Origin of the sequence: Bradyrhizobium sp. UFLA01-814 (genome assembly GCF_046718885.1) — a bacterium.
In the GTDB taxonomy this organism is placed as follows: Bacteria; Pseudomonadota; Alphaproteobacteria; order Rhizobiales; family Xanthobacteraceae; genus Bradyrhizobium; species Bradyrhizobium elkanii.
The window spans coordinates 16,342-28,891 of record NZ_JAQOSR010000119.1 but is presented as its reverse complement, the minus strand read 5'-3'; the positions used below and the strand labels follow the sequence as shown (position 1 = coordinate 28,891).

Below are 12,550 nucleotides of genomic sequence, written 5' to 3'. Positions count from 1 at the left end.
GGTCCAGGGCTTTGCCGATCTCGAGCGCAAGGTGCCGGTCAAGGACGACACCGTCTTCCGCATCTATTCGATGACCAAGCCGATCACGTCGGTCGCCTTCATGATGCTGGTCGAGGAAGGCAAGGTCGCGCTCGACGAGCCGGTCGCGAAGTACATTCCGGAATGGAAGAACCTCGGCGTGTTCGTCGCCGGCACCGCGCCCGCCTTCCTGACCCACCCACCGACGCGGCCGATGCAGATCGTCGACCTCTTGCGCCACACCTCGGGCCTCACTTACGGCTTCCAGCAGCGCTCCAATGTCGACGCGGCCTATCGCGAGAAGAAGATCGGCGAGGTCATCAAGGCCGGCACGCTCGACGGCATGATCGAGGACCTGGCGAAGATCCCGCTGGAGTTTTCGCCGGGCGAAGCCTGGAACTACTCGGTCTCGACCGACGTGCTCGGCTATCTCGTCGGCAAGATCTCGGGTGTGCCGTTCGAGCGATTCCTGAAGGAGCGCATCTTCAAGCCGCTCGGCATGAACGACACGGATTTCTTCGTGCCGGCCGACAAGGCGCATCGGTTTGCCGCCTGCTATTCCGCCGATCCGCAGGGCGGCTTCAACCCGCTCGCCGCCGAGCGCAAGGGCACGCTGACGCTGCAGGACGATCCCACCACCAGCTCGTTCCTGGCGCCGCCTTCGCTGATCTCGGGCGGCGGCGGACTGTGCTCGACCGCGGCCGACTACCTGACCTTCTGCCGGGCGCTGCTCAATGGCGGCGAGCTCGGCGGCGTCAGGCTGCTCGGCCCGAAGACGGTGAAGCTGATGACCTCGAACCATCTGCCCGGCGGGGTCGATCTGCCGGCGATGTCGCGCTCGATGTTCGCCGAAGCCGCCTATAACGGCATCGGCTTCGGCCTCGGCTTCGCCGTCACCATGCACCCGGCGCAGACGCTGATCGCCGGCAGCCCGGGCGAATTCAACTGGGGCGGCGCCGCGACGACGTCGTTCTTCATCGACCCGGCCGAGGAATTGATCACGATCTTCATGACCCAGGTGCTGCCGTCGAGCGCCTATCCGCTGCGGCGCGAGCTGCGCACCATGGTCTACGCCGCGATCACCGAGAGCAATCTCTGACATGACGTCATTCCGCGGCGCATACTCCTCGTTCGAGCATGATCCTTTCGGAAAACCGCTTCACACTTTTCCGGATCATGCTTTGGGCGCCGCGGAACTTTTCCGATAACCAACTGTTTCCTTTGGCGGACTTTTCCCGCTTCCCCTAAGCTCACAGCCAATGGGCACCGACCTGGGGACATCGTGCCGAAACTGACATTGCCAGTCCGTCTCGCGCTTCTGGTCGCGGGAACGATGTTGCCGCTGATCATTTTCGCGGTCGGGATCGTCTTCCACAATTATCAGCGGGATCGCCAGGCGGCCACGCAGCGCGTGCTGGAGACGGCGCGCAGCATCCGCCTGCTGCTCGATGCGGAAATGCAGCGCATGACCGGCGGGCTGCAGGTGCTGGCGCTGACCAACTCGCTGCGCAACAGCGACTTCGACAACTTCCGCCGCGTCGCGGTCGGCTTCATCGACCAGTACGGCAAGGATGGCGTGGTGCTGGTGGCGGACCGCGCCGGACGCCAGGTGTTCTCCTCGCTGACGCCGGACACCGCGAGCCTGCCGCCACGCAACAATCTCGAGATCCTCGAGAAGGTGTTCACGACGCGGCAGCCGCAATACTCCAACCTGTTCTTCGGCGCGGTGAAGCAGCGGCTGATCATCACGGTCGAGGTGCCGGTGATGCGCGACGGCGAGGTACTTTACGACATCTCCTTCAGCCCGCCGATCGAGGTGTTCCAGGCCATCATCGAGAAGCAGCGCCTCAACCAGGACTGGACCATCTCGATCTTCGACAGCGACGGCGTCAACCTGGCGCGCGTGCCGAATCCGCAGGCGACCATCGGCCAGCGCGCCTCGCCATCGCTGTTTGCCGAGATGTTTCGCCAGAGCGAGGCGACGCTGCCGACCGTCTCGCTGGAAGGTGTGGCGCTGATCACGGGCTTCACCCGATCGCGCCTCACCGGCTGGACCGTCGCCGCGGGGATCGCGGAGAACTCGCTGGTGGCGCCGCTGTGGCGCTCGCTGGCGATCACCAGCGTGATCGGCGGCGTCCTGCTGCTGGTCGGGCTCGGCTTTGCGGTGCGGATGGCAACCACGATCGCGCGCGGCGAGATGCTGCACGACCTTCTGATCGAGGAGCTCAACCACCGCGTCAAGAACACGCTGGCGATCCTGCAATCGATCGCCACGCAGACCTTCCGCAGCGCAAGCCGCACCGAGCGCGACAAGTTCGAGGGGCGGCTCGGCGCGCTGGCGGAGGCGCATAATCTGCTCTCTACCGACAAATGGCAGGGCTCCGACTTCCAGGACGTGGTCAGCCGCGTGCTGCGGCCCTATCTGCTGAACAACACCGCCGAGCGGGTCAGGATGTTCGGACCCCGCGTGCCGCTGTCGCCTCGGCTTGCTTTGGTGCTGTCGATGATCCTGCATGAGATGGCGACCAACGCCGCCAAATATGGCGCGCTGTCCAACGACACCGGCACGGTGACGCTGGACTGGGAGATACTCAACGAGAGCTCCGGACCGAAGCTGCGGATGATCTGGACCGAGACCGGCGGCCCACAGGTCACCGCGCCGGTCCAGCGCGGCTTCGGCTCCCGCCTGATCGAGCGCAGCGCCCGCGACCAGCTCGGCGGCGAGGCCACCGTGGATTTCCTGCCCCACGGCGTCGTCTACACCGTGACCAGCGCCCTCGAAATCGACGGCTGACCGGGCAGGAGTGGCCGATCCTGCGACATCTTGGCACGCAAGTTGCTACGATGGGCGGGTTCGGCCGGCCAGAACCAGGGGGAAGTCATGTCGACCATCGCAGCGGAAGCGACAGTTGCACGCAAGCCGCTTTACACATCACTGTTCGTGCAGGTGCTTGTCGCGCTGCTGCTCGGCATCGTCATCGGCATGGCCGCGCCCGATTTCGCGATCGGGTTGAAGATCTTCAGCGATGCCTTCCTGAAGCTGATCTCGATGATCGTGGCGCCGATCGTGTTCTGCGTCGTCGTGCACGGCATTGCGGGTGCCGGCGACCTCAAGAAGGTCGGCCGGGTCGGCGTCAAGGCGCTGGTCTATTTCGAGGCGATGACGACGGTCGCGCTCGTGGTCGGCCTGCTGCTCGCCTATCTGTTCGGCCCCGGCCACGGCATGAACATCGACACCTCGACGCTGGATGCCAAGGCGCTCGGCAACTATGCCAGCAACGCACAGAAGCTGAAGGGCGAAGGCATCGGCAGCTTCCTGCTCAACATCATCCCGACCACCTCGTTCGACGCGCTGTCGCGCAACGACGTGCTGCAGGTGTTGTTCTTCGCGATCATCTTCGGCGTCAGCCTGGCGCTGGTCGGCGGCGAGAAGGGCGAGAAGATCTCCTCCTTCATCGACGCGGTCTCGACCGTGCTGTTCCGCGCCATGGGCCTGATCGTGCGCTTCGCGCCGATCGGCGTGCTCGGCGCCGTCGCCTATACGGTCGGCAAATACGGCGTCGGTTCGCTGAAGCAGCTGCTATCGCTGGTCGCGCTGTTCTACGTGTCGGTCGCGATCTTCGTGCTCGGCGTGCTCGGCGCCGTGATGGCGCTCGCCGGCATCAACATCCTCAAGTTCCTCGGCTACCTGCGCGAGGAGCTGATGATCGTGGTCGCCACGGCATCGTCCGACGCGGTGCTGCCGCAGGTGATGCGCAAGCTGGAGCGTTTCGGCGTCAAGGATTCGGTGGTCGGCCTCGTGATTCCGACCGGCTATTCCTTCAACCTCGATGCCTTCTCGATCTACCTGACGCTTGCGGTCGTCTTCATCGCGCAGGCGACCAACACGCCGCTGTCGTTCGGCGACCTGATGCTGGTGCTCGGCGTGTCGTTAATCACCTCGAAGGGTGCGCATGGCGTGCCCGGCTCGGCGATCGTCATCCTGGCGGCGACGCTCAACGCCGTGCCGAGCATCCCGGCGATCGGCCTCGTGCTGGTGCTTTCGGTCGACTGGTTCATCGGCATGGCGCGCGCCGTCGGCAATTTGATCGGCAACTGCGTCGCCACCGTCGTGGTCGCGGCATGGGAAGGTGACCTCGACCGCGACAAGGCCCGTCGCGTGCTCGAAGGCGCCGAGGCGGTTGACGTGACTGCGGGCTGAGCCGCGCGTCCCAAAGCGAGCAGCGTCCCGCGCGTGGCGCGGGGCGCTGACCTACTTGACCAGCCTCAAATACGGCGGCAGTTGCCGGGTCGTCGATTGTTCCTGCACGGGCTCGTCCGACGCGATCATGTCGCAGAGGGCCTTCAGCTCGGAATCCGTCACCTTGTGGAGCTCCATCCGAAGCTCGAGGATGGCAAGGGACAACAGCCGCGCCGTCTCCGTGTTCGCCCGGTCGGTCAGGAACGCCTGACATTCCTCCAGCGTTGCGAGCAACGCCAGCAACCGTTCTTCCGTGTTTGCGACCGGCATTTCTTCAACTCCCGAAGCCGCGAGGTAGAGTCGAGGCCTTCCCCTCTTTCGCTTCATTGGCCCCTCCCGCCAGAGTTCGCCGGCTTGTCGTAGGCACACATTTGTTCCAGATGATTGAGAACTTTTGGGCAATTGTCCAGCAACATTCCGAAAGCCTGACTTGGACTTACGTCAAACTCTTGCAAATCGGATGATTCAGTCAAGCACTCGCCGGCCACTTCTCGACCTCAGGCTGCACTAGCTGGGGTTGCATCCACCCAACGACGCCCGTACAATATGGTGGCCCGTAGAACTACGGGCGCTGTGCGTTGACGCCTATTATGCATGTGCGCAAAATCTGTGTCGATCAAACTCGCGCTAGTTGTGGTTTGGTCAATATTTTGCCAAATGTAGAGGGCGGGGTGTCGACAGACACCTTGGCGCGGTCGACTTCAGGTAGTCGACCGAGTTGGTACTAGGGTGTTTCCAATGCGCTTTTGCGGTTGGATACCATCCCGCGATCTTCCTGGATTTCGTGGTTCCGACGAACTGGCGATCCACTCGAGCTTAACGCGGTACATCATGAACGTGTCCCTGACCCAGCCGGGCCAGGGATTCTCGATTTGAAGGACGGGTCACAAGAATGAACAGATCAGCAGCAAAGAAGATGAAGCAGCGCAGTGCCGGCAAGCCGGACATTGAGTTGGGCAAGCGGATTCGCCTGCGCCGTGTCGAGCAAAAGATCTCGCAGGCCGAACTCGGCGACAAGCTTGGCGTCAGCTTCCAGCAGGTTCAAAAGTACGAGAAGGGCGTCAACCGTGTCGGCGCTGCCCGCCTTCAGCAGATCGCGACGGCGCTGGATGTGCCGGTCACCTTCTTCTACGACGGCGACAACAAGGCCCGCGAAGTCGAGAGCCTGCTGTTCCTCGACAGCGCGTTCAGCCTCCGGTTGCTGCGCGCCTACAGCAAGATCAAGGATCAGACGGTGCAGCGTCAGCTGGTGTCGCTGATGGAATCGATCGCCGCCAACGAAGACTGAGCGCGGATCGGGTCGCGGCGCCGCGAACGCGATCCCACCACACCGCAACGGCCGGTCCGCCGGCCGCTGCGGCCGCACATGCCGGTCGGGCCGAGAAGATGTCGAAGCGCTGCCATCGCCGATGGCAGCGCTTTTTCTTGAGGCGCTTCTGTCTTTCAAGATTTTGTGATCCAGGCGGATAGCTTCAGTCCCCGCGCCGGATGCGCGGTCATGAAGCAGCGACGAGCATCGCGTCATGATCTCATCGCTCCACGTGAGCATGCGCGCAGATCGCCGCACATGCGCGCCGCGCTTTTCCAACTCGCGCTCCGACTCCCATCTCGCGCAGCGCATGCGCGCGCAATGCGTCGCTATTCTGTCGCGCGGCCAATTGTCGCCCGCACATCGGGCGACCTCATAACTCCCGCATTTCCTCAGTTGAACCGGCGCCGCCAGAACCGAATGCAAGAGCCTGTCTTTTTTGTCGCAGCAACGAAGTGGCCCGCATGAACGTTTTCAGGCTTCAACCAAGGAGATCTCGATGAATATCAAGCTTGCCGTTATTGGACTCGCCGCGCTTGGAAGCGCAGCGTTGATGTCCGGCGCGGCATCCGCGATGCCCAACGGGCTTCCGCAAGCCAGTCACATCGCGGGCGAAACGTCCAATGTCGACAAGGTGCGCCAGGTCTGCGATCGCTGGGGCCGCTGCTATTGGCGGCCGGGCGCATACGGCTACTACGGACCGCGCCATCACGGATGGCATCATCGTCCGCACTTCCACCATCGCCCGCATCATTACGGGCACCGCCCTCATCACGGCGGACATCATGGCGGCCATCACGGCGGTGGACATCACGGCGGACACCATCGCTAATCATCAGCGAGGGGGCTTCGGCCCCCTCACCTTCCACGCTAGAGCGCTGCCAGCACCGCCTTCGCGACATCGTTCGTGCCGTTGCTGCCGCCGAACTCAAACGGCTTGATGCCGTCGGCGTAGACCTTGTCGACCGCGCGCTCGATCCGCTCTCCGGCTTCGGCGGCGCTTTCGAGTCCATGCTTGTCGGCGAGCCAGTCCAGCATCATCGCGGCCGACAGGATCATCGCGGTCGGATTGGCCTTTCCCTGCCCCATGATGTCGGGCGCCGTGCCATGACACGGCTGAAACACCGCGTAGCGGTCGCCGATGTCGGCTGACGGCGCCATGCCCATGCCGCCGATCAGACCGGCGGTGAGATCGGACAGGATGTCGCCGAACATGTTCTCGGTCACCATGACGTCGAAGTCCCACGGACGCTTCACCAGCGCAGCCGCGGTCGCATCGATGTAGAGGTGGTCGGCCCTGACGTCGGGATGACGCTTCGCGGTCTCGTCGAAGATGTTCCGGAAGAATGCGAAGGCCTTGAACACGTTCGCCTTGTCGACGCAGGTCAGCCCGCCATTGACCTTGCCGCGCGCCTTGCGGCGTTCGGCGAGTCGGAACGAAAACTCGAACAGCCGCTCGGAGGTGTGGCGCGTGATCACCATCGTCTCGCGCGCCTCGCTGTCGGTGACGACGCCCTTGCCCATCGAGGCGAACAGGCCCTCGGTCGATTCCCGGATCACGACGAGGTCGATGCCCCTCCGGTCGGCGCCGACGATCGTGCTCGATACGCCGGGGATCAATCGCGCGGGCCGCACGCCGGCATAGAGATCGAAGATCATGCGCAATTCGATCTGCGGCGCGATCTCGGTGTTGTCGGGGTAGCGCACCGACGGCAGGCCGCAGGCTCCGAGCAGGATCGCATCGGCCTCCTCGCACAGCCGGATCGTGCTCTCCGGCATCGACTTGCCGGTTTCCCTGTAATGGCCCGCGCCGGCCGGCGCCTCGGTGAAGCGGAATTTGAGACCGGCCGACGCCTCGATCTTGCGCAGCACGTCGAGCGCCGGCGCCATCACCTCGGGGCCAATGCCGTCGCCACCGAGGACGGCGATGTGGAGTGCGTCGTTGGCGGACATGGGATTCTCCGGAACACAACAGTCATTCCGGCGCGATGCGGAGCATCGAACCCGGAATCTCGAGATTCCGGGTCTGGTGCTGACGCACCATCCCGGAATGACGGCGACTCGATCTACGGCGTCAGCACCGCGCGGCCGACCAGCTGGCCCTTCTGCAGATTGGTCAGCGCCTCGTTCGCCTTTGCCAGCGGCATCGGCGTGACCGGGATCGCCGGAATCTTCTTGGTCCGCACGAGGTCGAGCAGCTCCTGGGTCTCGCGCAGATTGCCGACATAGCTGCCCTGGATGGTGACCGCCTTGATCGGGATCAGCGGCAGCGCCCAGGGCGCGCCACCGCCGAACAGGCCGACGATCACGAGCTTGCCGCCCTTGGTCAGGCAGTCGAAGCCGAGCTGCGAGGTCTGGGCGTTGCCGACCAGATCGATCGCGGCACGGATCGGCTGGCCGGCCTTCTTGACGAGCTGTTCCAGCGCGTCGGGCGCCTTGCCGTCGACGGTCGCGAGCGCGCCGGCGGCTTCGGCCGCCTCGCGCTTCCTGGCGTCGATATCGACCACGATCGCACCCTTGCCGCCCATCGCCTTCAACAGCGAGAGCGCCATCAGGCCAAGACCGCCGGCGCCGAAGATCACGATCGGCGTGTCGAGATCCTTCTCGACCTTCTTCAGCGCGCTGTAGGTCGTGACACCGGAGCAGGCGTAAGGCGCGGCCGTGACGGGATCGAGCCCCTTGAGGTTCAGCAGATACTTCGGATGCGGCACCGTCATGTGGTCGGCGTAGCCGCCGTCGCAATAGACGCCGAGCGCATTCGGCTTGATCGCGCACATGTTCTCGTCGCCGCCGAGGCAGGTCGGGCACTTGCCGCAGCCGAGCCAGGGATAGGCCAGCGCGACATCGCCGACCTTGAGGCCGCCCTTGTCGGCGTCCTTGACGTCGGGCCCGAAGGCAACGATCTCGCCGACCGTCTCATGGCCCATCGTGCGCGGCAGCGAGACGCCGCGATCCTTCAGCGACAGCGGCTTGCGGCCGTGGCCGAGATCATAGCCGCCCTCCCAGATATGGAGATCGCTGTGGCAGACGCCGGCGGCCTTGACCTTGATCAGCACCTGCGTGCCCGACGGCTGCGGCGTCGGCTGATCGACCTCCTGCAAGGGGGCGTTGAAATCGACGACCTGGAAACTCTTCATCGCTGTTCTCCCGTAGCTTGTTCTTGCGGCGGACCTTGCCACGCCTGCCCGTCCGGGACAAACGCGGTGTCGGCCTCCGGATATTTAGATCAGGGGATGATGGCAAGCCGCGAACTGGCCCGGCGCAACCACGCGCAGTTCCGGCACCTCGCTGGCGCAGCGCGCATCGGCCCGCGGGCAGCGGGTGCGGAAGCGGCAGCCGGAGGGCGGCGCAATCGGCGACGGCGGCTCGCCGACCGGCACGCTTTGGGTCGGGCGGACATCCGGATCCGGCACCGGGATCGCCTCGATCAGCAGCGCGGTATAGGGATGCGCCGGCCGTGCAAACAGCTGCTCCGACGGACCGACCTCGCAGAGCCGGCCGAGATACATCACCGCGACGCGATCTGAGACCACCTTCACCACGGCAAGGTCGTGGGCGATGAACAGCAGGGTCAGGCCGTAGCGCGCCTTCATCTCCTCCAGCAGATTGAGGATCTGGGCACGAATTGAAACGTCGAGCGCGGACACCGGCTCGTCGCAGATCACGAATTCCGGATTGAGCACCAGCGAACGGGCGATGCAGATGCGCTGGCATTGTCCGCCGGAGAATTCATGCGGCAGGCGCCCGCTCACCAGCGCCGGATCGAGGCCGACCGCCGACAGCACGTCGCTGACGCGCCGCCGGCGTTCCTCGGGATCCTTGACGCCCGCGATCACCAGCGGCTCGGCGACGATGTCGCCGATCCGCCGCCGCGGATTGAGCGAGGCAATCGGGTCCTGGAAGATCAGCTGCACGCGCCGGCGCATCTTGCGCAGTGGCTCGCCCTTCAGCGTGGTGAGATCGTGCCCATCGAACAGCACCTTGCCGGAGACGGACTGGCGCAGTTGCAGCACCGCGCGGCCAAGGGTGGACTTGCCGCAGCCGGATTCGCCGACCAGCCCCAGCGTCTCGCCGCGCGCGATCTCGAGGCTGACATCGGAGACGGCATGGATGGTCTTGCCCCCCACCGAATATTCGACGACGAGGTTTTCCACCTTCATCAGCGGATCGGGTGCTGCCTGCAGCATCATGCGCCGACCCCCGCGGTGATCGGATGGAAGCAGGCGTAGAGATGCTCCGGCGTTTCCGCCCGGCTGAGCTGCGGCTTCTCCGTGCCGCAGCGCTCCGCGGAATAGCGGCAGCGCGGCGAGAACGAGCAGCCCTTGAGCGGTCGGGTCGGGTCGGGCGGCCGCCCCGAAATCGCCGGCAGCGGCGTATGCGGCGCGACGTCGAGCTTCGGCAGCGCGGCGAGCAGCGCCTCGGTGTAGGGCATCCGCATCTGCTTGAACAAGGCGGGCGTCGGCGCGCGTTCGACGACGCGCCCGGCATACATCACAGCGACCTCGTCGGTGCGGCCGGCGACCACGCCGAGGTCATGCGTGATGATGATCATCGCCATGTGACGGCGCTGCTGCTCGCGCGCCAAGAGATCGAGGATCTGGGCCTGGATCGTGACGTCGAGCGCGGTGGTCGGCTCGTCCGCGATCAGGAGCTGTGGCTCGCAGGACAGTGCCACCGCAATCGCGACGCGCTGGCGCATGCCACCGGAGAGCTGGTGCGGATATTGCGCCAGGCGCTGCTCGGGCGCGGGAATGCCGACCGCCGCCAACAGTTCGATGCTGCGCTGCCGGGCCTGGGCCACGTCGAGCTCGAGATGTTCCACAATGGTCTCGATCAGCTGGGTGCCGATGGTCAGCACCGGATTGAGCGAGGTCATCGGGTCCTGGAACACGACCGCGAGCGAGCGGCCGCGCAGCTTGCGCAATTTCTCCGCCGGCAGTTTCGTCAGATCCTGCCCGTCGAACATCACGCGGCCGGACAGTTTCGCCTTCTTGGGCAGCAGCTGCAGGATCGCGCGCGACAGCATGGTCTTGCCGCATCCGGACTCGCCGACGATGCCGAGCGTCCTGCCGGCGCCGACGGCGAGATCGACATGATCGACCGCCCGCAGATTGCCGCGCGGCGTCGGCAGGTCGACCACCGCATTCTCGACCGAGAGCAGCGTGCGGCTCATAGCGCCCCCTGCCTGGGATCGGTCAGCGCGCGCATCGTATCGCCGATCAGGTTGAACGAAAGCACGGTCAGGAACATCGCGATCGCCGGAATGAAGGCGAGCCGCGGCGCCACCTCGAGGCTTTCACGGCCCTCCCCGATCATGCTGCCCCAGCTCGAGATCGGCGGCGGCACGCCGAGGCCGAGGAACGACAGCGACCCCTCGACCACGATGGTGACGGCGACGCCAAGCAGAAAGAAGGCAAGCAGCGGCAGCATCACATTGGGCAGCAGCTCGCGCAGCAGGATGCGCGCATGCGTGGCGCCGAGCGCCTGCGCCGCGATGACGAATTCGCGCCGCGCCAGCGACAGGGTCGCCGCCCGCGCCACCCGCATGAAGGCGGGAATGCCGAGCACGCCGAGGATGCAGGTCAGATTGAAGATCGACTGGCCGAGATAGGCGGTGACCGCAAGCGCCAGGATCAGCGGCGGGAACGCCAGCAGCACGTCCATGCTGCCGACCACGAAGGATTCGAACCGGCCGCGGAAATAGCCCGCGAGCATGCCGAGCGCGCCGCCGATCGTGACACCGATCATCGGTGCGCAGAGGCCGACGATCAGCGAGATGCGCGCGCCATAGATCAACCGCGACAGCTCGTCACGGCCGAGACCGTCAGTGCCGAGCCAATGCTCGGCCGAGATCGGCGCCCGCCGCTCCAGCATGTCCATGTCGGTCGGGCTCGGCAGCGGCAGCAGGTCGGCAAAGATCGCGACCGCGAACACCAGCGCCATCCAGCCGATCGCGATCCAGAACAGCATGCCGAGCCCGCGGCGGCGCCGGACCGGCGTCGCACCGGCCTCTTCCTCGAGGCTGAGCTCAAGCGTGGCCATGGCGGATCCTCGGATCGAGAAGGGCGTAGAGCATGTCGACGACGAAGTTCATGATCACGAAGCCCGCGGCAACCAGCAGCACCACGCCCTGCAGAATGATCAGATCGCGGGTATAGATCGCGCCGACCAGGAGGCGGCCGATCCCCGGCAAGGCGAAGATCGACTCGACGATGACGGCGCCGCCGATCAGGCGGCCGATATTGATGCCGGTGATGGTGACGAGCGTCAGCGACGACGGCTTCAGCGCGTGCACGAACAGGATGCGCGACGGCTTGAGGCCCTTCGCCTTGGCGAGCGCGATATAGTCCTCCTGCAGCGCTGCGATCATGTCGGAGCGCAGCACGCGCATGATGCCCGGCCATTCCGCAAGCCCGAGGGTCAACGCCGGCAGCACCATGAAGCGCAGATTGGCGACCGGGTCCTCGGTGAACGGCACATAGCCGGTCGCCGGCAGCAGGCGCAGCTCGACCGCAAACAGATAGATCAAGAGGATCGCGGACAGGAAAGTCGGCACCGACAGCATGCCGAACGCCGAGCCGGTCATGAAGCGGTCGAACGCGCTGCCGGCCTTGGCCGCGCAGGCGATCGCGAGCGGCACGCCGATCGCAAGCCCGATCAGCTCGGCCAGGATCATCAGCTCGAACGAGATCGGGACGCGTTCGCTGACCGCCTGCAATACGGTCTGCCCGGTGCGGAAGGACCGTCCGAAATCACCCTGCAGGATGTGCCACAGCCAGCCGAGATAGCGCAGCCAGATCGGCTGATCGAGCCCCATGTCGTGACGCAGCGCCGCGACGTTCTCTGGCGTCGCCTGGTCGCCGAGGATCACGTAGGCCAGATCGCCAGGCAACAGCGAGGCGATCACGAAGGTCAGCACCGAGACCGCGATCAGCACCGGTACGAGGTACAGGAGCCTGCGCGCGACGAAGAACAGCATGAAA

At 65.2% G+C, this 12,550-nt stretch carries 12 protein-coding genes; 5 read left to right on the top strand and 7 right to left on the bottom strand.

The annotated features are described in order from the left end of the window. The 3 genes from PMN64_RS29665 to PMN64_RS29655 form a co-directional block, all read left to right on the top strand. The coding region (locus PMN64_RS29665) for a serine hydrolase domain-containing protein (RefSeq protein WP_411783214.1) at positions 1–1,117 on the top strand (1,117 nt) is incomplete at its 5' end. A gap of 183 nt (positions 1,118–1,300) precedes the next feature. Next, positions 1,301–2,812 (top strand): sensor histidine kinase, encoded by a 1,512-nt coding sequence (locus PMN64_RS29660; RefSeq protein WP_411783213.1) that lies wholly within the window; start codon positions 1,301–1,303, stop codon positions 2,810–2,812. 87 nt (positions 2,813–2,899) lie between these two features. Continuing rightward, the gene (locus PMN64_RS29655) at positions 2,900–4,219 is read left to right on the top strand and encodes a dicarboxylate/amino acid:cation symporter (protein ID WP_304499220.1); all 1,320 of its coding nucleotides are present in this window, start codon (positions 2,900–2,902) and stop codon (positions 4,217–4,219) included. 51 nt (positions 4,220–4,270) lie between these two features. Here the strand turns inward: PMN64_RS29655 and PMN64_RS29650 are convergent, their stop codons facing one another. After that, positions 4,271–4,528: a hypothetical protein gene (locus PMN64_RS29650; protein ID WP_051002908.1), complete on the bottom strand. Its 258-nt coding sequence runs from the start codon at positions 4,526–4,528 to the stop codon at positions 4,271–4,273. A gap of 622 nt (positions 4,529–5,150) precedes the next feature. Here PMN64_RS29650 and PMN64_RS29645 point away from each other — a divergent pair. Then, complete coding sequence (locus PMN64_RS29645; protein WP_016844123.1) at positions 5,151–5,546, top strand: helix-turn-helix domain-containing protein; 396 nt, start codon at positions 5,151–5,153, stop codon at positions 5,544–5,546. 520 nt (positions 5,547–6,066) lie between these two features. Continuing rightward, positions 6,067–6,399, top strand: a complete 333-nt coding sequence (locus tag PMN64_RS29640; RefSeq protein ID WP_075968771.1) for a hypothetical protein — start codon at positions 6,067–6,069, stop codon at positions 6,397–6,399. Positions 6,400–6,437: 38 nt separating this feature from the next. Here PMN64_RS29640 and PMN64_RS29635 read toward each other — a convergent pair whose 3' ends face one another. The 6 genes from PMN64_RS29635 to PMN64_RS29610 all read right to left on the bottom strand — a co-directional run bounded on the left by PMN64_RS29635 (position 6,438) and on the right by PMN64_RS29610 (position 12,546). Beyond that, positions 6,438–7,520, bottom strand: coding sequence for an isocitrate/isopropylmalate dehydrogenase family protein (locus tag PMN64_RS29635; protein WP_411783212.1), 1,083 nt, complete (start codon positions 7,518–7,520; stop codon positions 6,438–6,440). Between the two features lie 113 nt (positions 7,521–7,633). Next, positions 7,634–8,704 (bottom strand): alcohol dehydrogenase, encoded by a 1,071-nt coding sequence (locus tag PMN64_RS29630; protein ID WP_411783211.1) that lies wholly within the window; start codon positions 8,702–8,704, stop codon positions 7,634–7,636. Positions 8,705–8,788: 84 nt separating this feature from the next. Beyond that, the gene (locus PMN64_RS29625) at positions 8,789–9,757 is read right to left on the bottom strand and encodes an ABC transporter ATP-binding protein (protein ID WP_411783210.1); all 969 of its coding nucleotides are present in this window, start codon (positions 9,755–9,757) and stop codon (positions 8,789–8,791) included. Then, the gene (locus PMN64_RS29620; protein WP_411783209.1) at positions 9,754–10,740 is read right to left on the bottom strand and encodes an ABC transporter ATP-binding protein; all 987 of its coding nucleotides are present in this window, start codon (positions 10,738–10,740) and stop codon (positions 9,754–9,756) included. The genes PMN64_RS29625 and PMN64_RS29620 overlap by 4 nt, the downstream gene beginning before the upstream one ends. Continuing rightward, entirely contained in the window at positions 10,737–11,609 is an 873-nt protein-coding gene (locus PMN64_RS29615; protein ID WP_253609711.1) for an ABC transporter permease, read from the bottom strand. Before PMN64_RS29615 ends, PMN64_RS29620 begins: the two co-directional genes overlap by 4 nt. After that, positions 11,596–12,546 (bottom strand): ABC transporter permease, encoded by a 951-nt coding sequence (locus tag PMN64_RS29610; protein ID WP_016846520.1) that lies wholly within the window; start codon positions 12,544–12,546, stop codon positions 11,596–11,598. Before PMN64_RS29610 ends, PMN64_RS29615 begins: the two co-directional genes overlap by 14 nt. Positions 12,547–12,550 lie beyond the last annotated feature (4 nt).